The sequence below is a fragment of the Gordonia tangerina genome, from assembly GCF_021556435.1.
GTDB lineage: Bacteria > Actinomycetota > Actinomycetes > Mycobacteriales > Mycobacteriaceae > Gordonia > Gordonia tangerina.
On record NZ_JAKGCU010000004.1, the window covers coordinates 1 to 23024 of the forward strand.

Below are 23024 nucleotides of genomic sequence, written 5' to 3' on the forward strand. Positions count from 1 at the left end.
CCGCAGAACTCAACGCCCGACCCCGCAAACGACACGGCTGGCTCACGCCCGCCGCCAAACTCGACGAGCTACTACGATCAGACCCGTCCGATCCTGTTGCAGCGACCGGTTGAATCCGCCGGTTCTCTCGGCGCAACTCGGGGTTCTCTCGACGCGAAACAGGGTTCTCTCGGCGTACGCCGAGGGCGGAACTGTGCGGCCTTAGTCGACGCCGACGTCGGCGGTGCCGACCCCCTTCAGACCGCGCCAGGTGATGCCGACGAGTAGGTCGGTGGCGGTCTCGAGGTCCACGTCGCCTTCGGTGATGCGGTCGGCGACAGCCTCACCGGCACCAACCAGGGCGACGGCGGTGAGTTCGAAGTCGATGTCGCGGGCACCCTCGACGGTGGTGCCGGTGCGGATGAGTTCGGTGACCATTTCGGTGACGCGTTTGCGGCTGTCGACGACAAAATGCGAGAACGTCTGAGTGCCGACGGCGACGCGGTAGAGCACCTTCCACGACTGCCGGTGCTCGTCGACGAAGCGCAGGAATTCCTTGACGACGGTGTAGGCCTGTTCGCGCTGGCGCAGCGACGGGTCGAAGCCGACGCTCATGGCCTCGATGAAGCGAGTGGATTCGCGTTCGATGCAGGCGCTGAACAGCTCGTCCTTGGATCCGTAGTACAGGTACAGCATCGGCTTACTGATCTCCGCCTCGGCGGCGATGGAATCCATCGACGCCTCGCGGTAGCCGTTCTCGGAGAACACCTTGACCGCGGCATCGAGCATCTGCTGTTCCCGCACCGCACGGGGCAACCGCTTGGTACCGCCGGCCATCACCACTCCTCACCACTAGCCCAGATCGCGCGTCGACGCGTTCGGACCATCTTACCCGGGGGTAAGTTCAGCGGTAGCCGACCTCGCGAATTGCGGCCAGGAGTTCCGAGCGGGAACCTGCGTCGAGCCGCCTCCGGATGTTGGCGACATGATGCTCGACGGTCTTCGCCGAGATGAACAGACGCTCACCGATCTCCCGGTAGGTGTATCCCGCCAGCAGCTCACGCGCAACTTCGGCTTCTCGCTCGGTGAGCGGACCGTCGACGACGGGGGCCGGCGCCGACACCGCGGCCGGCACCCCGGGCATGGATGTCTCGCTCCACTGCCAGGCACGATGCCACGCCGTGCCGGAGCCGAGCGCGCCCAGTAGATCGTCGATCGCAGCACACTGGCGGTGCAATCGGTCGGCGTCGTCGAGGCGGGCGGCACTGCGCCGGCATTCGTCGACGACGATCAGGTCGTGCAGACTCACCTGCATCGTCGACACCGACGGCGCCACCCGCTGCCACCGCGAGGCGAGCGCATCGCGATCATCGGCCCGACGCGCGGCGCCGAGTCCCGCGACGACCGCCCGCAGCCGGGTCGCCGGTGTCAGGTCGTCGAGGTGCGCGGCCGACCCATCGGTGCCGTCGGCCAGCACCGACAGCCATGACCGCAGCACGTCGCGGTCGCCGGGCGACACGGCCTCGACACCCTCGACCAGTGCTCGCGCACCGTCGAGTTCGCCGCGGCAGAGGGCCAGCGCGAACACCGGCCACACGCACGGCCGCAGCGACTCGGCATCCCCGACCGCCGACCAGGCCGCGATCACCGCGTCGCAGGAAGTGCCCCCGTCGCCTGCGTCGAGCAGATAGCCGATGACGGTGTCCTCGGCATGCCGCAGCGTCGACGGTGGTCCGGTGCCGGCGGCGCGCACGGTGTCGGCCCCGCCCCGGTCGCCGACGCCGAGCAGCGCGGTCACCGCAGCGGCGCGATGCACTCCGAGGTGCTCGGTACCCAACCAACCGAACAGCTCGGCGGCATGGCCCGGACGCCCGGCCGCGGTGGCGACCTCGGCGGCCACGGCGACGGTGTCGGCAACCTCCGGCCCCGGCTCGCAGCCGGACTGCAGCACCTCGTCGAGCAACGCGGCCGCCCCGACCACGTCGCCGGTGTCGAGGATCAGTCGCGCGCGATGCGGACGCAGCATCGTCGGCGCTCCCCCACCCCGTTCGGCGGTCACCAACAGCGCCGCGGCACGCTCGGGTGGCGCCTCGTCAGCGGCCGCACGCAGAGTGTCGACGATGACCGTGCCGGTGAGGCCGGCCTCCACCGCGCGGACCGCATCGTCGGCGGTCAGGTTGCCGGTGTCCAGGACGGTCTGCGCGACCCGTCGGCGCAGCACACCGAGGCGCACCTCGCCGACGACGGCCCGCAGCGTGTCGATCAGTTCGGGCAGTGGCCGGTCACAGGCCCCCAGCAGGCCGGTGCCGCGGGCACGGTCGACGGCATCCCCGGCATCGCGCGGTTCGAGCTCCAGGATCGTCGACACCGAGTGTGGATCGAGTGCGGCGCCCACAGCGGCCACCGCCAGCACGTCGAGCGCGTCGTCGTCGAGGTCACCGAGCAGCTGGTGATGCCAGTCGCGGGCGATGCGGGTCGCGACGGCGACCGGGTCGAGTTCGGTGAGCGCATCGGGGTCCTCGATGTCCTCGCCACGCACGGCCTCGAGCGCGACGTCGATCAGGGCGCTCGCGCCGCAGCACCGTCGACGGATGTGGGAGGCCTCGGTCGGGGTGAGGGACACGCCGAGTTCGACGGCCCGGTCGATCACGTCGCCGGTGGACATCGCGGGTCGTTCGAGTTCCATCCCGCTGCGTCGGCCCCGAGCGATGAGGGCGGGGAGCTCTCGGCCGCGGCGACGTTTCTGGGTGGCGCCGACCAGAGCGATCTGTCCGCGCTCGAGGCGTGCGGCGAGGTCGGCCACCACGTCGCTCGGCCAGGTGTGCAGGTCGTCGGCGATCACCACCGGGCGTGTGCCGGCGCTCGTCGACGCTCCAGCCGGTCCCACCACGACGTGCGCGCCCGCGTCCCGCAGGCGGTGCTCGACCGTCGCCAGCAGTCCTGATCGGCCGGTGCCGGGCGGACCGACGATGAGCGCACAGTCTCCGGCACCGCTACCGAGCCGTTCGACGACGTCGTCGATCCAATCGCGGGCCGCGGTCGCCGACCGCCGGTGTGCCGCATCTGCCGTCTCCACCGACATCGGCGCTACCGGCCGAGGCACAGCAGGTCGGTGACACCGCACACGGTGTCGCCGGCGCCGCCGACGATCTCGCCGGGCAGCTGGGTCAACCCGCCACCGCCGGAGCCACCGCCATTACCGCCACCGCCGGAACCGCCACCGTTACCCGAGTCCGCCGGGAACTCCGGCGGCGGGCTCGGCGCCGGAGGGTTGGGGCTGGGATTCTGAGTGCCCGGAGAACCGGTCCCCGGAGCCTGGGTGCCAGGGGTCTGAGTGCCCGGGGCCTGGGTACCGGGCACTTGAGTGCCCGGAGCCTGGGTTCGAGGGGCCTGCGTGCCCGGCGCCTGAGTGCCCGGCGCGGTGGGCGTGCCCGGCTGATCGGCCGCGGTGGTCCCCGGCGCCGTCGTGGTGGCACCCGACGCACCGTTGCGACTCTCGAGTTGTTCGGCCTGCAGCCCGGCCGTGCCGCCGGCCGGTGATGTCCGACTCGAGGGTCCCTCGGTGACCGCGGCCCCGGCCGGCGCGGGTGTGGCCGGTTCCGAATGCCCGACGAGGCCGGTACCCACCGACAGCCCGGTAGCGGTGATGACGGCCAGCACCGCGGTGCCGACGGCCACCAACGTGCCTCGTCGACGGCGACTGAGCCGGGGTTCGGGTTCGCCGACCGGCAGTGCCGGCGCCGGGATGATGCCGCGCACCGGCGGTTCGGTGGGTTGCACCGCGGTCGCGGCGGCGTCGACCGGCAGGATGGCGGTGGACGCGGCCGACACGCGGGATTCCAACAGGATGGCCCCGGCTGCCGGGGCGGTGATCGGGTCCGGGTCCACCACCACGGAGGCTCGCGCGGCGGTCGAGAGCAGTTCGGCCACAAGTGGGATCGCCGCACCACCGCCGGTCGCGACGATCGCGCTCACCTGGGTGGGCTCGACGTCGGCGGCGATGAGTGCCTCACGGATCAGCGCGGCCGATTCCAGGATCGGGGCGCGCAACAGATTCTCGACGTCCTCGCGCACCAGCCGGGCCTCGGTGTGCACCGAGGCGACCGCGACGTCGACGACGGTGTCGGTGTCCACCGACAGCGTCTCTTTCGCGGCGCGGCAGTCCGCGCGCAGACGTTCCAGGTCGTCGAGCACCGTCGGATCGGCCATGGTGGTGGCCGCCGCGCCGAGCGCCGACGCGGCGCCGGTCACCTCGAGCACCTCGGCGAGCAGCAGCCGGTCGAACTCGCGACCGCTGACCGCCGACGACATCAGCGGCTGCCCGATCACCTCGGGATCGTCGCCGGCCCGGACCACCGACACCGTCACCGCCGAGGCGCCCAGATCGTGGCACACCACCACCGAATCGTCGGCGAACGATCCGTGTGCATGCTCGGCGGCGGCGACCACGGCGGCGGAGGTGGGCTGCCAGCCCAACTCCACGCCGGTCGGCCCCAGGCGGTCGTCGACGCTGCGGCGCGCCGCGTCGAGCGCATCGGCGCTCCAGCTGTCGGGGTGGGCGATCGCCAGCCGCGCTGACGACACGTCGGCGACCTCGTCGGCCACCGCCTGCACCATGGCGACAACCGCGTCGGCGAACAGGTCCGCGGCAGCGATCGGGTCGCCGTCGGCGTCCACGAGCGCGACGGGGTCACCGACCCGATCGAGGAAATCGTCGCGGCCGACGAGTCGGGTCGTCTCACGCGTGATCGTCGCTTCCCACGCGGCGTCGGTCGCCACCGTCGCCACGCACGTGTCGGCGCCGATCTTGACACCGATTCCGAGGGTCATCACCCACACTCCTGTCCTCGCACCCGGATCGGAGTCGACAGTTCCGACATCACCCGTTGCCGGTGATGGCCCTGGTCTCCAACGGTGCGCTTGCTGAGTGTGTCGCGCTCAGAGGGCCTTTCGTTAGCTCTAGGCAGAGAATGGGGACAAAACCCCGAGGGTGCCCCGGGGCCCGCCGAAGAACCCGGGATTTTCCCCGATGCGGCGCCGGTGACGGTGTCCCTACCGTCGGATTCACGACACGAGATCACCTTGGTCTCGTCCGACGAGGGGACGATCCTGATGGCCACCAACGCCGTACTCGACTTCATTCTCGGCCTGCTGCGCGACGACGAATCGATTGCCGCGTACTGCCGCAACCCGCAGGCCTCGCTCGACGCGGCCGGCCTGCACGGGGTGACTCCGGCTGACATCTCGGCCGCCGCGCCGCTCATCGCCGACGCCGGTCTGGTGTCGGCGGGTGCCGGCATCGGGGCGATCACCGGCGCCGGCGCAGCGCTGGGCGGCGGGGCCGGATTCGGTGGCGGAGCTGCCGGCGGTGCCCTCGGAGGGGTGGGCATCGGCGGTGGCGCTGCCGGTGGGGGCGGGGTCGGCCTGGGCGGTGTCGGGACCGGCGACATCGGACTCGGCGGCGGCTCGATGGGCGGTGTCGATCTCGGCGGTCTCGGTTTCGGGTTGGGAGGTTTCGACCTCGGATCCTTCACCGTCGGTGACATCGACTTCGGGTCGGCGCTCGGTGGCATCGGGCTCGGCGCGATCGACCTGTCCGGATTCCAGGTGAGCGATCTGGATCTGGGCGGCATCGCGTTCGGCGATCTCGACCTCGCCGGACAACTCGCGGTGATGCTGGGCGCCACCCTGTCGGCCGGGCTGGCGGCGGGCGGTACGGTGGCCGCCCAGTTCGGCGGCACCATCGGTGCGGCGCTGGACACCATGCTCGCCGGCGGGATGTCGGCGGCGGCGGGTATCGGCGGGCAGGCTGCGGCGGCGCTGTCTGCAGCGCTGGGGGCCGAGGGCGCACTCGTCGGCCAGTTCGCCACCGCACTGGATGCCGCGCTCGAAGCGGGCGGCGGTCTGGCCGGTGCCGTGAGTGGCGGACTGTCCGGGGCGTTGAGTGCCGGTCTGGAACTCGGCGGTGCGGCCGCCGGCGCATTCGGCGCGACCCTCGGCGGCCTGGTGGGCGCCGGGATCGGCGCGGGCGCCGGACTCGGTGCCGAACTGGCAACCGCATTGTCGGCGGGGCTCGGCGCCGGTGGCGCAGTCTCCGCGGTGTTGTCCGGAGCGTTGGGCCTCGACGCCGCGCTGGCCTCCGAACTCTCGGCCGCATTCGCCGGGACCCTGGCCGCGGCCGGTGGTGTGGAAGCCGCGCTGAGCGGACTGCTCGACGCGCAGGCCATCAGCGAACTGTCCGGTGAGCTGGGCGCCACCCTCAGCGGTGGGTTGGCCGCCGGACTCGGTGCCGGCGGCGCGGTCGCCGCCGAACTGGGTACCGCGGTCACCGCGGTGCTGTCGGCAAGCGCGGCGGCCGTCGGCGGGATCGCGTTGACCGGCGGCGCCGGCCTCGGTGCGGTGATGGGTGGTGCCGTCGCCGCCGTGCTCGGGGTCGGCGGCGGCGCGGAGGCCGGATTGTCGGCTGCCCTCGACGCCGCGCTCGGCGCCGGCCTCGATTCGGTCATCTCCGCAGGTGGTGACCTCGAAGGGGCCATCGGGGGCGCCTTGTCGTCGACGCTGGCCGCGGGTGGCGACGTCGCCGCCGACCTGGGTGCCGCTCTCGGCGGGGCGTTGGGCATCGCGCTCGACGGTGGCCTGGAACTCGACGGACTCTCCGCGGGCGCCGCCCTCGACGGGCTCCTCAACGCGGGTGCCGGGCTGGACACCTCGCTGTCGACCGTGCTGTCCGGGGCGCTGGGCGCCGGCGGCGAGGTGGGCGCCGACCTCGGCGGCGCGCTGGCGGGCGCGCTCGGCGCCGGCGGCGTAATCGGCGCGGACCTGACGGGTCTGCTCGACGGTGGCCTCACCGGCGATCTGTCGGCGGGGCTCGCCGCGGTCGGCGGTGCCGGTGGCGACATCGCCGCCGCCTTGGGAACCTCCCTGGGCGGCATGCTGGACGGCGCCGTCGGCGTCGACGGCCTGCTGTCGGCCGCATCCGGCGTCAGCATCGGACAGCTCCTCGCCGCCGACCTGGGCACCGCACTCGGCGTCGACGGCGCACTCGTCACCAACCTCGGCAGCTCGCTGGACGCCGCGCTCGGCGGCTCGCTGTCCGGCGCGTTGGGCGGGGAGGTCTTCACCGGCACCACGGCCGAGCTCGGAGGGGCACTGTCGTCGGCGCTCGGCGCCGGCGGTGAGGTGGCCGCAGGGCTCGGCGGTTCGTTGGGGGCGGTGCTCGGTGCGGCGTACTCGGGGGATCTGGGTTCGGAGTTGACCGGGCAACTCAACGCCGGCACCGACCTCACCACCGCGGTCACCTCGACACTGGGTACCGCACTGGACCTCGACGCCTCGGCCGCCGACGGCATCACCGCCACCCTCGACTCGAGCCTGCACTCCGTCGGCGGTCTGGGCGGATTGGTGACCGGTGAGATCGATGCGATCGCGAACCCGACGCTCGCACTCACCGACACCGGGTTGTCGGCGACCGGACCGCTCTCGGTCGGCGGCTCGCTGGCATCGACCGGACTCCTCGGCGACGACCTGTCGCTGACCGGCGACTCCGGCGTCACAGGGGCCCTCACCGGCGGTCTGGACAGCGGACTCGGGCTCACCAGTGGGCTGGGTCTGGACAGCGGGCTGGGTCTGGACAGCGGGCTGGGTCTGGACAGCGGGCTGGGTCTGGACAGCGACTCGGGGCTGGCCGGTGGTGCCGGTCTGGCCGGTTCGGCTGCCGGCGCGGTGGACCAGACCGTGCAGGGCGCCGGCGTCGATCTGGGTCTGTCCGGTGACGGCTCGGCATCCGGCGGCGGCGAACTCGGTGGCGCCCTGACCGGGGGCACCGGCCTGACCGACGGTCTCGGTTTGCAGAGTGGCCTGGATCTGCCGGGCGGTTCCGCAGACGGCGGACTCGACGTCGGCGGTGTCACCGATGCCGCGGGTCAGGTCACGGGTGGACTCGACAGCACGGTCGGCGGCGGGCTGGATGCGGCGGGCCAGGTGACCGGCGGACTCGACAGCACCGTCGGTGGCGGCCTGGATGCGGCGCTCGGAGGCCCCGCGGCCTCGCTGAGCGGTGGTGCGGACGGCTCGGCCGACGCGTCGGCCTCGGCGGCCGGTGGAGCGGACGGCTCGGCCGACGCGTCGGCCTCGGCGGCCGGTGGAGCGGAGGCATCGGGCGGTGCCGACGCCGACAGTTCGCTGACCGGTTCGGCTACGAGCGCCGCGGATGGCGCGCTGTCCGGAACCGTCGACACCGCATCCGGGTTGACCTCGGATCTGTCCGGCGGACTCACCGGCGGACTGACCAGCGGGCTGTCCGGTGGACTCGGCGGAGACACAGATGCGGGCGTGACCGACACGGATACGTCCGACCACGACGGGTTGCTCGGCAACTGATCCCACGCCATCCCGCGACACGCACCGTCGCCGCGTTCCGTCCGACCCCGTTACCGTGAGAGCACCATGACCGACAGCACACCCGCTCCGGGAGACGCTCCCGCGGGCACCACGTCCGCCCTCCCCGAGTTGCTCGACCGCATGGTCGGCCTCGCGGAGGAGGCCGGGCGCGGTGACCTGGTCACCCGGCTGTCCGGGGCGCGGACACGACTGACCGATCCTCGCCTGCGGATCGTCGTCGTCGGCCAGCTCAAGCAGGGTAAGAGCCAGTTCGTCAATGCGCTGTTGAATCTCGAGGTCTGCTCGGTCGGCGACGACGAGACGACGGCGGTGCCGACCGTGATCGGCCATGCCGCGCAACCGGTTGCGCACCTCGTGGTCGGCGGCGCGGCCGAGGACCGGGTACCGGTCCCGCTGGATCAGATCACCTCCATCACCCCGGCCACCGATCTCGCCGAGGGTCGGGAGGTGGCGCGGCTGGAGGTCGACGCACCGGGACCGTTGCTCGCCGACGGACTCGTCGTGGTGGACACGCCGGGCGTCGGCGGGCACGGGCACCCCTACGCGGCAACCACATTGGGAATGGTGGCGACCGCGGATGCGGTGCTCTTCGTCTCCGACGCCAGCCAGGAGTTCACCGCCCCGGAGATGCGCTTCCTACAGCAGGTCACCGAGTTGTGTCCGACCGTGGCGTGTCTGCTCACCAAGACCGACCTCTACCCGCAGTGGCGGGCGATCGCCGATGCCGACCGCGCGCACCTGCGCACCGCGGGCATCGACATCCCGGTGCTGCCGGTGTCGTCGGCGCTGCGGATTCACGCGTTGCGCCTGCAGGACGAGCAACTCAACACCGAGGCCGGATTCGTCGACCTGTACCGCTACCTGCGTGGCAGCGTGGTCGCCAACGCCCAGCAGGCCACCCGGGCGACCGTCGCCAACGATCTGCGGGTGGTGTCCGAGCATTTGGCGTTGACCTACGGCAGCGAACTGGCGGGGCTACGTGATCCGGATACCGCGCGCCGCGCCGTATCGGGTTTACAGGAGGCCAAAGACCACGCGGAGACCATGCGTCGCCGCACCGCGCAGTGGCAGCAGACGCTCGCCGACGGGATCGGTGATCTCGCCGCGGACATCGACCACGACCTGCGTGATCGTTTACGCGCGGTGACCCGGGAAGCCGAGCGGGCCATCGACGACGGCGATCCGGGCACCGACTGGGATCGGTTCGCCGAGTGGCTGGCCGATCAGACCGCGGCGGTGGTGGGCGACAATTTCGTCTGGGCGCACGAGCGATCGGTGTGGCTCGCGCAGCGGGTGGCCGCACACTTCGCCGAATCCGGCGACGAATCGCTGCCCGCCATCGACATTGCCGATCTGGACGGGGTATTCGACTCGGTGGCCGAACTGGCCGCGCTGGATGCACAGAAAACCGGACTGAGCCAGAAGCTGCTGGTGGGGATGCGCGGGTCGTACGGCGGCGTCCTGATGTTCGGTCTCATCTCCACGATGATGGGCATGGCGTTGATCAACCCGGTGTCCGTCGGCGCCGGAGTATTGCTGGGCAGCAAAGCCTATCGCGACGACAAGCAGGCACGCATCGTCGAACGGCGCGCCAAGGCCAAGAACGCGGTGCGGGCGTTCACCGACGACGTCAGCTTCCAGGTCGGCAAGGAATCACGCGATCGTCTGCGGGTGATCCAGCGAGTGTTGCGCGATCATTTCACCACCGTCGCCGAACAGACCTCACGTTCGATCGCCGAGTCGCTGAGCGCAGCGCAGTCCGCCGCCTCACTCGCCGATACGCAACGCACGCAACGGGCTGCCGCGGTGGAATCGTCACTGTCGGACGTCGCGGCGCTGCGCCGCGCCGCAGACCGTCTGGAATCCCTCGCGGTGACGGCGTGATGACCGGTGTCGATCAGGCCGCCGAGTTCATCTCGGCGGCACGCGCGGCGGTGACGGGCGACGCAGCGGCGACCGCAGCGGTCGACAGATGCGCGCAACGACTGTCCGAGCCGGTCCGCATCGCGTTGGCCGGCTCCCTGAAAGCCGGAAAGTCGACGTTGCTCAATGCGCTTGTCGGGCAGGATATCGCGCCGACAGATGCCACCGAGTGCACGCGTGTGGTCACGTGGTACCGGCGCGGCCAGGTGGCGTCGGTGTCCGCGCGGGCTGTCGACGGTCGATCGATGTCGATCCCGGTCACTCGCACTGCCGGGCGGCTCGGTTTCGACTTCGGTACGTTGACCGCCGACGACGTCGACCACCTCGACGTCGAATGGCCTTCGCGCGCACTGCACACCCGCACCATCGTCGACACCCCGGGCACGGCGTCGTTGTCCACCGAGTTGTCGGCCTCGACGTTGTCGCTGCTCACGCCCGACGACGGACAGTCCGGCGTCGATGCGGTCGTCTATCTGATGCGTTCACTGTCGGCCACCGACACCGACATGTTGCGCCGCATCGCCGCATCGATCGGCGGCGGGTCTGGGCCCCTCGGCGTGATCGGTGTCGTGTCCCGCGCCGATGAGCTCGGCGCCGGCCGGATGGATGCGATGATCTCTGCCGAGCAGATCGCTGGTCGATTCGCGACCGAACTGTCGCGGACCGGCTTGTGCCAGGCCGTGGTTCCGGTCGCGGGTTTGGTGGCCTTGGGTGCACGCACGATGCGCGAGGCGGAGTTCCGCACGCTGATGGAGCTGGCTGCGGTCGCGCCGGCCGACCTCGAGTCCGCGCTGCTCAGCGTAGACCGCTTCCAACGACCAGACCTACTCCCCCACATCGACGCTGCGTCGCGCCGAGCGCTCGCCGAGCGATTCGGGGTGTTCGGGATACGGCTGGGGGTGACGCTGATCCGCTTCGGCGTCACCACCTCGACGCAACTCGCCTCGGAGATGATCACCCGGAGTGGCCTCGCCGAGCTCAGTGACGTCATCGACATCCAGTTCGGTCAACGAGCGGACCAGCTCAAGGCACATTCGGTGCTGGTGGCCCTCGACCATGTGCTGTCGCACAACGGAAGTCCCGCAGCCACCGACGTGCGCGCATCGGTCAGGCAGGCTCTCGCCGACGTCCACGGTTTCCGCGAACTCCGGCTGCTCAACACGATTCGCGCCGGCGGGCTGCCGCTGACCGAAGATCAGACCGACGAGCTGAGCCACCTGATCGGCGGCCACGGCGTCGACCCCGCCTCCCGCCTGCGCCTCCATCCCGACGCCTCCCCGCCGGAGGTCCGCGCCGCCGCGGTCGACGCCGCGCAGTCGTGGCGCAACCTCGGCCGCCACCCGTTGCTGCCCGCCGAGGCGTCCGCCGCATGCGCCACAGCCACGCGTAGCGCGGAAGGTGTTGTCGCGCAGCTCGACGCGTACGCCGATCACCGCTGAGGAACGAACGAAGCCCCTGGTCACGAGTGGCGACCGAGCTTGCGAGACCGCGTCCCCTGATCCCTGAGCAGCGACCGAGCTTGCGAGGGAAGCGTCACGAAGGGGCCCACCCACGCAACCGTATTCACTTACCAAAAGTTGTCACACCCCACCGCTATCCTGAACCCAACACCTCACCGAACAGGTCCGTCCACACCCTACCCGCAGCACCCCGAAGTTGTCAGACCTGACCGATATTCTGATACCAGTCCGACTACCCGCCAACGTTTCCCACCGCGAGGAGGAAGTCCATAACTCACTTCACGATCCCTGAGGAGCGTCCGAGCTTGCGAGTCCGCGTCACGAAGGGTCCACCCACGCAACCACACTCACCCACGAAAAGCTGTCACACCCCACCGATAACCTGAATCCAACTTCACCGAACAAGTCCATCCACACCCGACCCGCAACACGCCAAAGTTGTCAGACCCACCCGATAGTCTGATAGCAGTTCGATTCCCCACCAAACCATCCCGATCCTGATACCGCTGCTCGTCGCCGGAAAGGAGTGTCTTGTGTTCACCTTCACCGACCGTGCCGCCGACGACGCCCTCCTAGCCGGCAGCAGCATCGACGAATTGGCGCAACACGGACGCGACCTGTTGCGGCTGAGTAACCAAGCCCAAGCCATCGCGATGCAGATCGCCCGCCAGATCGGGCAATCCACCTACAACGAGCGCCTCGCCGGATACAACGATTTCGTTCCGAACCGAGTCCGCAACGCCGCCGACAAAGCCGCGAAAGGCGAAATCTCACTGCAGTTGGGTATTTCCCGACGTCAAGCCGGCGAATGGGTCAGTCTCGACGAACTACTCGACGAACACCCCAAGATCCGTGACGCCTTCCGTGCCGGCGATTTGAGACCTCACCGGCTGGGTGTGGCCATCCGCGGCGCCGCCACCGGCCCCACCGGCGATCTGCGAGCACGACTCGGCGAACTCGCCGACAACGCCGAAACCACCGACGAACCCGACAGCAAGGATGTCGACGAGAAACTCACCCTCGACCTCGACGACCCCGAAGCTGACCTCGATCCCGGCACCGACGGTGACGGCTCCGACGGCGACGGCACTGATGATGGCGGCTCCGATGATGCTGCGTCCGAGACCGACCCCGCCGCCACCGACGATCCCGCCGCCGACGATGCCGACGAGGATGAGCCGTGGGATTTCGACGATGTGGTGCTCGATCTGGCCAGCCGACCCACCACCGACACCGCCCTGCGAGATGATCTCGACGCCATCATCATCAGCCTCGACCCCGATCGAGCCGCCGAGACGCGCGATGACATCGCCGACCTGTTCGGGGATGTGACGATCGGTAACGAAGCGTTCGGGCACATGACCGTCGATGCCTGCATCCCCGCCGAACACGGCGTACACCTGCGCGACCGCATCAGCGCCCTCATCGGACGACGGGTGTGTCGCCGTGATGGGCGCAGCATCAAAGCCCAACGCGTCGCCGCGTTCGCCGAAATCATCAAAGCCCCCGGCGCAAAACTACGCTGCCACTGCGGCGACGACACCTGCCCCGCCACACCAACCCGCACCAACAACCCAGCACCCGCCACCACCCCGAGTCCGGTCACCGGCGGTGTCCGCGAGTCATCAGTCGACACCAGCACACCCGGCCAGACTGCCGTCGAACCCGCGACCGGTGGGCCGGATGCGGCCGAGGAACAGCCGATCACCCTCGCCGACATTGACGACAGCGGCACCGACAGAGGCATCGACTCGGACACCGACAACAATGGTGAGAGTGGACAAGCCGACTCCCGAATCGATGACGCTGATGACGAGGTTGAGGATGTCACGCCCTCCCCGGAAACCCGACGAGACTTCATCACCGCACCACCCGCCGCACACGCCATGGCCGCAGAGGTCGAACTCACCGCGGACGCAGAACACACCGAGGACACCGATACCGACCCGGACACCGATTCCGATTCCGACCTCGTCGTCCCCGGCCTGACCCTGCTCCATGACCCGACCGGTCTCGACCCGGCCCGCCTGATGGGCTACGGCGCCATCGATCCCGCCCATGCCGCTCGGATCGCACCACACGCCAGCACCATCACCGCGCGCCCCAGTGAAACCCGTACCGCCAGCGGGTTGATCATCTTCGGCAACCGCACACCAGCCCCACCCATCGACCTCGCCGGGCACGGCGGGTTCGCCACCCCACCACCGGGAGCGCTGACCTATAGACCGTCAGCCGCCCTACGCGCGGAGATCATTCAACTCGACCGGCGCTGCCGCTACCCCTACTGCGGCCGACCATCCGAGGAATGCGAACTCGACCACCTGCTCAAGTTCTGCCATGCCGACCCGATGGCCGGCGGCTGGACCGTGGCCTTCAACCTCGCACCCCTATGCCGACCCGACCACGACCGTAAACATGACGGGCCGTGGATACCGACCATGCACACCGACCGCACCATCACCTGGCGCAACGCCCGCACCGGACAGATCATCGTCACCTACCCGCGCTGACGTAGGCGATCACCGTCGCCACAGCGCCGATCGCAGACCCAACGGCGGGCAGGGGCCACTGGAACAGCGCAGGTAGCCCCACCTCGGCAACCGCAGATGACGACGGCCCGATGACGATCGCTGCACCGACCGTCACCGCCACTGCCGCAATCACCGCGACCACCAGCCACCCGCGCCCCGAACCCGCGCCCTGCCACAGGCGAGTGCATCCGTAGATCGCCGTCACCACCACGACGCCTATCAGCACCGCTCCCACACCGAGCGCGATGTTCACCGCCCGCACCACCTCGTCGGCGGTCGCGCCCGGCTCGTCGCGCGCGAGGTCGAGCGACAACACCACGCGAATCTCGTTCAGGTGCAACGCCACCAACACCGCGGTCACCGCGATCACCACGATCGCCGCCGCCCACAGGCCAACCGCAACGACGACCCCGCGACCGCGCACCGGACGTTCGGTGCGCATCGGAGTGATCTGAACGCGAGGACGAGGCGGCTGATCGTGTCGCGCCGCACCCTCGTCGGGCGGCTCGTTCAGCACGTCAGCACGCCCTTCGATCGCAGCACGCGCACCACCGAACGATCCACCCGCTGCTCGCTCAGTCGCTGCGACGCCACCTGCTGCTCGAGTGCATCGAGCACCGCTGGCACGCGGTCAGTCGTGAGCCACAATGCGATATCGGCGCCGGCGCGGATCGCCATCGGAGCAGCCTGCTCGATCGGGTACCGCGCACTGATCGCCGCCATCCCGGACAGGTCGTCGGTGAACACCACACCGTTGTATGCCGGTCCGCCATAAGGCTTTCCGGTCCGCAACATGCCATACGCGCGTGGACTGATGCTGGACGGCGTCTCCGGCCCGGTCAGTCCGGGCACGATCAGATGCCCCATCATCACCGCAGCCGGCCCCGGATTCTGCAGCAACGTGCGATACGGCACCAGATCACTGGTCTCCAGCGTCGACAGCGGCGGCGTCACCACCACGCCTAGATGAGAATCACCTGAACCGTGCCCATGCCCGGGAAAGTGCTTGAACACCGGGGTGATCCCGGCCGACGCCAAACCTTCGGCATAGGCCTGCGCGTACTCGGCCACCACCGCCGGGTCGTTGCTGAACGAGCGATCCCCGATCACCTCGCCATCGGCCTCATCGCTCACGTCGGCCACCGGCGCGAAATCGACGGTGACACCCAGTTCACTCAACTGCCGTCCGGTCGAGGCGGCCAACTCCCGCACCTGTTCCGGCGTTCGGGTCTGCGCGAGTTCCCGCGCTGACGGGCTGTCGATACCCAACTCCGACAACCGCGACACGCGACCGCCCTCCTGATCGACAGTGATCATCAACGGGATTCGCCCTCCCCGCGACATCCGCGCCGCGGCACCGCTGGTCAGGATCGACTTGTCGGTCCAGCTACCGACAAAGATCCCGCCGATCTGCTCGGAGTCCACGATCGCCTGCGCGTCCGCGGTACCGGTCACGCCGACGACCATGAGCTGGGCAAGCTTCTGCCGCAACGTCATCCGATCCAGTTCGGCCGCACCGCACGCCACCGGCGTCGGCGAGGCCACGGCCGACGAACTCGACACCACCGACGTAGCGCTGTATGCCGACGTCGCGCTGCTCGTGACGCCCGCGGGTTCGCTGCTCGCACACCCGGCGCTCGTCACCGCCACGACCGCGACCGCGATCATCGACACCACGCCACGCACAACGGAACCTCGTGTAGATGAGCCCATGCGACGAGTCTGGCATGTAACCTGGGGCAATGGACGTGGGGTCCGACCCGAGCGCACCCACCACCGCCCAGTCCGCCCCGACCAACGGTGGTATGGACCGGGGTGCCCGCCAGACCCTGATGATCGCCTACGACGGCTCCGACAACGCCGACCGCGCCATCCGCTACGCCGGCCGATTCCTCCGCGCACAGACCGCGTACGTCGTCACCGCGTGGCAGCCCGGTGAACTGTCCCCGGCCCGCCTGTCGACGCTCTCAGGCGGCATGCAGCCGTTCATCGACACCCGCCTCGAGGAAGGCGTCGACCAGGCTCTCGAAGAGGAAGCCGAGACCATCAACCGCCGCGGCGTCCAACTGGCCCTCGAGGCCGGACTCGCCGCGAGAGGCTCGCTGGTCGAGGTCGAGTCCACCGTGTGGGGAGCGTTGGTCGCCGCCGCCGACGCGCTCGCCGTGGATCTGCTCGTCACCGGCACCCGCGGGTCGTCGGGCTTGAAGGCGCTGCTGCGGTCGAGCGTCGCCGAGCGGGTCCTCAAACACTGCCACCGGCCGGTATTCATCGTTCCGGCGCAATGTGAGAAGCAACCGCCGGTCACTGCGTAGTGACTCCGCAGCCCTCGCGGGATCACAAGGCGGTCACAAAACCGTGACGTGGCTAACAAAGCACGCCCGGCCGGCGGTAACGCCCATAGCGGACACCGCATCCGTGAACGCCATGTCGTCGCCGATAAGAGGAACCATGTCTGTGCGCCAGTCGCTCCGCCATCGTGTCGCCGCCGCCGCTGCTGCCGTCGCCATCACCGGCGCCGGGGTCGTCGGCCTGACCACTGCCGCCGCGGGAGAAGCCGCCGCCGCCACCGAGTACCGGATGACCCAATGCCTGGGGCTGAGCCCCAACGTCGTCGACGTCCCGTTCATGCCGAGTCGCGCGATCGTGGCGCAGTACGCCGGGAAGACCTACATCGCCGTCGACTTCACCAGCTACTGGATCGGCGTCGGCTACCGCTCCGACGCCCGCCTCGACTGGCACAACACCCGCACCAACAAGCGCGGCGTGCTGCGGTCGACGACGCACATCAGCCCGCCGTATCAGGGTGTGCACAACTTCGTCGTCAACACCTCCGCGATCGGCACGGGCCGCGTGAACATCACCTTGAACGCGACCAACAGCAACGCACTCTGGGCGATCCCCGCCATCGCATGCAACGGATCGATCGTGATCCGCTGACCGGCCCACCGGAACCACGCGACCACGGTGACCGTCGTCATCACCGGTCGATGGTAGTTTCGTCGCCATGACCAACAACCGTCTCGTCGCCGGCGCCGTGGCCGGGGTCGCCGGCATCGTGGTGGGTCTCGGGGCGGTGTTCCTCGGCGGATTCCTGTCCACCGAGACCAGCCCGTCGACGGACGTGAACAGCATCAACCCCAACAACGGGTTCGTGCAGGGCTCGGTCGACTACGGCTCACGCGGCGATTCCGGGTCCGACAACTGACCTTCGGGCGGCCCTCCCTGACGCCTATCACGCCAGCGGTACCTCGCTCCTCGACGCCCAAGAACGCCACCCTCTCCCGCCGCGGCATCGCGGTGGCAGCGCTGTGCGCGCTGATCATCTCGTTCCTGCAATCGCCCGGGCGGATCTCGGCCGACACCAAACTCGACCTCACCGCCAACCCGATCGGGTTCCTCTCCCGCGCCGCCCACCTGTGGTCTGCGAACGCGCCCCTCGGCCAGGTGCAGAACCAGGCGTACGGCTACTTCTTCCCGCATGGCGCGTTCTTCGCTCTCGGCGACTTCCTGCATCTCCCACCCTGGGTGATCCAACGGCTGTGGTGGGCGTTGCTGCTGGTCATCGGGTTCGTCGGCATCGTCCGACTCGCCGAGGCGATGCGTATCGGCTCCCCCGGCTCCCGGATCATCGCCGGCATCGTGTTCGTGCTGAGCCCACGCATCCTGACCACCATCGGCTCGATCTCATCGGAGACGCTGCCGATGGTGCTGGCCCCGTGGGTGCTGCTGCCGCTGATCCGGGTACTGACCCGCGTACCCGACCGCCCGGTGTGGCGCGCAGCTCTGCAGTCGGCGGCCGCGGTCGCGCTGATGGGCGCGGTCAACGCCGTCGCCACCCTCGCCGCGCTCGGTGTCGCAGTGCTGTGGTGGCTGCTGCATGCGCCGGCACTGTCCGTGGTCCCGGCGCGCCGCTGGTGGCGCTTCGGCGCCTGGCGGGCGCTCGGACTGACGATGGCCTGCGCGTGGTGGGTGATCCCGCTCCTCATCCTGTCCAGGGTGAGTCCGCCGTTCCTCGACTTCATCGAGTCGTCCCGGGTCACCACCGAATGGACATCGCTGACCGAGGTGTTGCGCGGCACCAGCTCATGGACACCGTTCGTGTCACCGGAACGCGTCGCCGGCGCCGTGCTGGTCACCCAACCCGCCGCCGTCGTCGCCACCGGCGTGCTGGCCGCCGCCGGACTCGCCGGACTGTGCATGCGGCGGATGCCCTTCCGCGGACGATTGGTGACGGTGCTGGTCGTCGGTCTGCTGCTGATGTGTGTGGGTTACGCCGGTGAACTCGGCTCCCCCATCGCCGAACCCGTGCGGGTGTTCCTCGACGGCAGCGGCGCCTTCCTGCGCAACATCCACAAGTTCGAACCATTCATCCGCATCCCGCTGGTCCTCGGCATCGCGCATCTGCTGGCCCGCGTGCCGCTGCCCGGCACCACGTCGGTTCGCGACACCGCGGCTTCCTTCGCCCACCCCCAGCGGTCCCGGCCGGTGGCGGCAGCGATCGTCGTGGTGGTCGCCGCCATCGGCGCCGGTTCGCTGATGTGGACTGGCCAACTCGCGCCCGCGGGCACCTACAAGGAAATCCCCGACTACTGGCGCGCCACGGCGAACTGGCTGTCGCAACACAGCTCCGGCCCCGACACCACCGCCCCCACCCGCACACTCGTGGTGCCGGGCGCACCATTCGCCGACCAACTGTGGGGTCTGACCCGCGACGAACCGCTGCAGCCGCTCGCCGACACCCCGTGGGCGGTGCGTGATGCCATCCCGTTGACCCCGCCGGGCGCCATCCGCGCCCTCGACTCGGTACAACGCGCGATCGCCGACGGCCGCGGCTCCCCCGGCCTCGCCGCCACCCTCGCCCAGCAGGGCATCGGCTTCGTGGTGCTGCGCGCCGACCTCGACCCCGACACGTCGCGCTCGGCCCGCCCGCTGGTCGCCCAACAGGCCCTCGACACCTCGCCGGGACTCGACCGGGTGGCCACCTTCGGCCCCGACGTGGGACCGGCCGCCGTGCCGGGTGTGGTGCGGGACAATGGTTTACGCCCACCGATGCCGGCCATCCAGATCTATGCCGTCAACGCCGACACCGTATTCCCCGGCACCGGACCGGTCCTCGTCGACGCCGACGCCACCCCACGGGTGGCAGGTGGACCGGAGGCGCTCGCTGCGGTCCAGGAACAACGGGCACGCACCGGGAACCCACCGATGGGACCGGCCTTGCTCGCCGCCGACGCCCGCCACGCCGGACTCGGCGACGGCCCCGGCGTCCTGATCACCGATACCCCCACGGACCGCGAAACCGACTTCGGCCGCGTCGACGACCACAGCTCGGCGATCCGCGCTCCCGACGACCCGCGACGCACCCAGAACGCCATCGCGGACTACCCCGTCGACGGACAACCGCTGGTGTATGGCGAATGGCTGCTGAACAATCAACCCAACCAGGTTCGCGTCACCACATCCGGATCTGCGTCCGACGCAACCCAACTGGGCCAGACGTCACCGGCCAATTCGTCGGCGGCAGCCTTCGATGGCGACCCCGACACCGCCTGGGTCTCCGACGGCCTCGACTCCGCGGTCGGCAAGTGGTTGCGACTCGACTTCACCGAGCCACGTTCGGATCTCGCGGTCACCCTCACCACCGCGCCGGCGCTGGGCTCCGACGTGTCGGCCATCCTGGTCAGCACCGAGTCGGGCAGCGCGGTCACCCAGAACGTGGAACCGGGCACCCCGGTCACGGTGACCGCTCCCAGTGGCCCGACCCGCTGGGTACAGATCCGGGCGATCAGTACCGCCGACGGCAGCGCAGGCAACCAGTTCGCACTCGGTGAGGTGTCCGTCGCGGACCTGGCCACCCAAGCGCCGATGACGATCCGGCATCGAGTGACGCTGCCCGCTCCACCGTCCGGCACCACCGTTGCGGGTTGGCTGCTCACCCAGGAACTCGGCGGCCGCTCGACCTGCGTCGCCGACGACACGGCCGTGCGCTGCGCACCCGGCCTCGGTCTGGCCCCAGAAACACCGGGCATCGTGACGCGCGCCCTGTCGGTGCCCGCCCCGGTCACTGTGGACCCGACGGTCGTGCTGCGGCCGAAATCCAGCGATGCGTTGCGCGCGTTGATCCACACCCCCGGCCAGGTCACCGCAGACGGCCCCACCGCCGTCGACGATCCGCGCGGCAACGCGAGTGCCGCGGTGGACGGTAACCCCGAAACCACCTGGACCGCACCCGAACCCGCCACGCGTTCCGACGACGAGGAGGCCGACGACCCCGAGCTCGTGATCCGGCTACCGCAGGCCCAGCGTGTCGAGCGCCTCAGACTGATTCTGCCCGAACGATATCCGGCTGCGCCGCACCGCGTCACCGTGGACCTCGGCACAGGCACCCAGGCACGCACCGTCGGCCGCGACGGCATCGTCGACCTGGCGCCGGCGGTGACCGACCGGATTCGGTTGACCGTCACCGAGACCACCGACCTCATCGACGTCAACAGCCTCGGATTCGCCCGCGCCGCCCCGGTCGGGATCAGCGAAGTGCAGATCCTGCCCGGCCCGCAGCCGACCCCCGACGACGACCAGGTGATCGACATCGGCTGTGACGCCGGCATCGGGTTGACCGTGTCCGGTCAGGTGATCGGCCTGTCGGTGCGCACCACCGCCGGCGATCTGCGTGCGGGCCGTCCCGTCGTCGCCACACCCTGTACCTCCCAACCGGTCTCGCTGCCCGCGGGCGAACAGGAACTGTCGGTCAACCCCGGCCCGGCGTTCAGCGTCGACCAGGTCTCGTTGCCGGTGACCGACCGGCCCGACGTCGGCACATCGCGCGCGCCCGTACCCGCCGACGTCACCGACTGGTCGGACACCCACCGCGGTGTCGCGGTCGACGCCGTCGACCGCGACCGCATCCTGGTGGTGCCGGAGAGCACCAACCCCGGGTGGCAGGCCTCACTCGACGGCCGCGAGCTGGCCCCGGTGGTGGTGAACGGCTGGCAGCAGGGTTGGGTGGTGCCCGCGGGTGCGGCCGGTTCCATCGACCTCACATACCGGTTCGACTCGCTCTACCGCTGGTCGCTCGGCCTCGGGCTGGCCCTGACCGCGCTGCTGTTGCTGCTCGCCTGGTGGCCACGGCGCAGCTCGGCCCACCCCCACCCGGTACCGGTCACCGGCCCCCGCCTGTCGGAGTCCTGGCTCGCCGGCGCGGCGGCGGTGTCCTGGCTCGGCGCGGCGTGGTTGCTCGCCGGGTGGTGGGGGCTGGCGGTCGCGGCGCTGAGCGGCGTGATCACACTGAGCCTGCGGCCACAATTCACGGTGACGCTGGTGTTCACCACGATGGTGGCCGCCACCCTCGGCCTCGCGAGCGGGCCCTGGCACGCCTCGACCGGCTACACCGGCTTCGACTGGTGGGTTCAGTTGCCCGCGTTGATCGCCGTCTCGTCGACGGTCTTCTCGGCTGTGTTCGGCGACGAATCCGGCTGGGCCCGGCGACGATTCGCCCGTGCACTCTCCCAGGTCCGCAACCGCCGGCGAGCCGGTTCCTCGATGAAGGCGTAACTTGCCGCCGACACCCCGATCGTCAGGGCCAGCGTGATGGCCCACACGAGCACGAAATCGCCGTTGAACGGCACGATCCCGAACAGCGGAAACACTGCGGCCAGCACTGCGAGATGCCAGATGAAGATGCCGTAGGACCAGCGGCCCAACGCCAGCATCACCCGCGAACACAACAACCGGAACGGCCCCGCCGAAAACACCAGTGGCGCGAGCACCGCGAACCCGCAGATCGCACCGAGGACCATCTTCACGGCGAACTGCCAGGGCGCGAGATCACCCAGGCCGGTGGGACCGGCGATCGGGGTGCACGCGAGCACGTAGGCGACGAGCAGTAGTGCGGCCATCACCCACCGCCGGGCACCGATTCCGGCGACGACCCGCAACCACCGCGGCACCGGCCGACGGGCGTCGAACTCGATGGCGCCGACCATCTCCGCGAGCACCAGACCGGCCAAGAACCACGGCAGGTGCCCGAACACCCAGTTCTTCGGTTCCACCCCGGCGGCCACCGGTAATACCATCGCGAGCCACGCCCACCCGAGGCTGAGCGCCCCGAGACCGAACAACACCGGTATCCGCCACCCGATCCGCCCGCTCCCGGCACCGTCGGCGACGCGCAGCCGCACCATCGCGAGCCCGATCACCGGCAGCAAGGCGTAAAAGGCGACCTCCACCGACAGACTCCACATCTGGGTGAGCCCCGCCGTCAACGACAGCGGCACGAACACCTGCGTCAGGGTGAGGTTGGCCAACCACACCGTCAGGTCGGCGCCCTTGGCGTCGGGCAGCAGGGTGAGCACCACGAACACCACCACCACATACGCCGGCCAGATCCGCACCAGCCGATGGAGCAGATAGCGGCGCACCCGCGGGCGCGGCACGGCGCGATGTGCGGCGGCCACCCACGGCCGCCACAGCAGAAAACCGGACAGTCCGAAGAACAACGCCACCGCCAGATCGAGGCGACCCAGCAGCGGACCCAGCACCGGCAACTCCACCGCCTGCGTCTGGAAGGCGACATGGGTGGTGAGCACGCCGATCGCCGCAATCGCCCGCATCCCCTCGAGCTGGCCGAAGAACCGACGCACCTCGCGGGCAGCCGTCGGCGCGTCGGACGCGGAAACGACACTGGTCGGGGGATCGATACTGCTCATGCTGATCACTCAGGGTAGCCGGACGT

13 protein-coding genes and 1 pseudogene are annotated in these 23024 nt (G+C 70.0%); 8 read left to right on the forward strand and 6 right to left on the reverse strand.

What is annotated here, in order from left to right:
* Positions 1 to 201 precede the first annotated feature (201 nt).
* The 3 genes from L1892_RS06640 to L1892_RS06650 all read right to left on the reverse strand — a co-directional run bounded on the left by L1892_RS06640 (position 202) and on the right by L1892_RS06650 (position 4809).
* Positions 202 to 816: a TetR/AcrR family transcriptional regulator gene (locus L1892_RS06640; RefSeq protein WP_235722798.1), complete on the reverse strand. Its 615-nt coding sequence runs from the start codon at positions 814 to 816 to the stop codon at positions 202 to 204.
* A gap of 67 nt (positions 817 to 883) precedes the next feature.
* Positions 884 to 3061 carry a helix-turn-helix transcriptional regulator gene (locus tag L1892_RS24785; protein ID WP_272492739.1) on the reverse strand — a complete coding sequence of 726 codons (2178 nt, stop codon included), beginning with the start codon at positions 3059 to 3061 and terminating at the stop codon, positions 884 to 886.
* Between the two features lie 5 nt (positions 3062 to 3066).
* Positions 3067 to 4809, reverse strand: coding sequence for an Hsp70 family protein (locus L1892_RS06650; protein WP_235722799.1), 1743 nt, complete (start codon positions 4807 to 4809; stop codon positions 3067 to 3069).
* Between the two features lie 210 nt (positions 4810 to 5019).
* Between L1892_RS06650 and L1892_RS06655 the strand changes: the two genes are divergently transcribed.
* The 4 genes from L1892_RS06655 to L1892_RS06670 all read left to right on the forward strand — a co-directional run bounded on the left by L1892_RS06655 (position 5020) and on the right by L1892_RS06670 (position 14272).
* On the forward strand, positions 5020 to 8358 hold the full coding sequence (locus tag L1892_RS06655) for an IniB N-terminal domain-containing protein (RefSeq protein WP_235722800.1): 3339 nt from the start codon (positions 5020 to 5022) through the stop codon (positions 8356 to 8358).
* 66 nt (positions 8359 to 8424) lie between these two features.
* A complete protein-coding gene (locus L1892_RS06660; RefSeq protein WP_372474976.1) occupies positions 8425 to 10263 on the forward strand; it encodes a dynamin family protein in 1839 nt (612 codons plus the stop codon).
* Complete coding sequence (locus tag L1892_RS06665; RefSeq protein WP_235722801.1) at positions 10263 to 11741, forward strand: dynamin family protein; 1479 nt, start codon at positions 10263 to 10265, stop codon at positions 11739 to 11741. The genes L1892_RS06660 and L1892_RS06665 overlap by 1 nt, the downstream gene beginning before the upstream one ends.
* 554 nt (positions 11742 to 12295) lie before the next feature.
* Entirely contained in the window at positions 12296 to 14272 is a 1977-nt protein-coding gene (locus L1892_RS06670) for an HNH endonuclease signature motif containing protein (protein WP_235722802.1), read from the forward strand.
* Here L1892_RS06670 and L1892_RS06675 read toward each other — a convergent pair.
* Positions 14256 to 14735 carry a hypothetical protein gene (locus tag L1892_RS06675; RefSeq protein WP_235722803.1) on the reverse strand — a complete coding sequence of 160 codons (480 nt, stop codon included), beginning with the start codon at positions 14733 to 14735 and terminating at the stop codon, positions 14256 to 14258. The two genes, L1892_RS06670 and L1892_RS06675, sit on opposite strands and share 17 nt — an antisense overlap.
* Before the next feature lie 68 nt (positions 14736 to 14803).
* Complete coding sequence (locus L1892_RS06680; protein ID WP_235722804.1) at positions 14804 to 16006, reverse strand: glycoside hydrolase family 3 N-terminal domain-containing protein; 1203 nt, start codon at positions 16004 to 16006, stop codon at positions 14804 to 14806.
* Positions 16007 to 16035: 29 nt separating this feature from the next.
* On the opposite strand from L1892_RS06680, the gene L1892_RS06685 reads away from it, so the two are divergent.
* From L1892_RS06685 to L1892_RS06700, 4 genes are all read left to right on the forward strand, one after another.
* On the forward strand, positions 16036 to 16605 hold the full coding sequence (locus L1892_RS06685; RefSeq protein WP_235722805.1) for a universal stress protein: 570 nt from the start codon (positions 16036 to 16038) through the stop codon (positions 16603 to 16605).
* Between the two features lie 136 nt (positions 16606 to 16741).
* A complete protein-coding gene (locus L1892_RS06690) occupies positions 16742 to 17230 on the forward strand; it encodes a hypothetical protein (RefSeq protein ID WP_235722806.1) in 489 nt (162 codons plus the stop codon).
* Between the two features lie 67 nt (positions 17231 to 17297).
* A complete protein-coding gene (locus L1892_RS06695) occupies positions 17298 to 17498 on the forward strand; it encodes a DUF2613 domain-containing protein (RefSeq protein ID WP_160902062.1) in 201 nt (66 codons plus the stop codon).
* Positions 17499 to 17590: 92 nt separating this feature from the next.
* On the forward strand, positions 17591 to 21844 hold the full coding sequence (locus L1892_RS06700; RefSeq protein WP_235722807.1) for an alpha-(1->3)-arabinofuranosyltransferase: 4254 nt from the start codon (positions 17591 to 17593) through the stop codon (positions 21842 to 21844).
* An 11-nt stretch (positions 21845 to 21855) separates the two neighbouring features.
* Here L1892_RS06700 and L1892_RS06705 read toward each other — a convergent pair.
* Positions 21856 to 22998: pseudogene (locus tag L1892_RS06705) on the reverse strand (acyltransferase family protein); the annotation flags it as partial.
* Positions 22999 to 23024 lie beyond the last annotated feature (26 nt).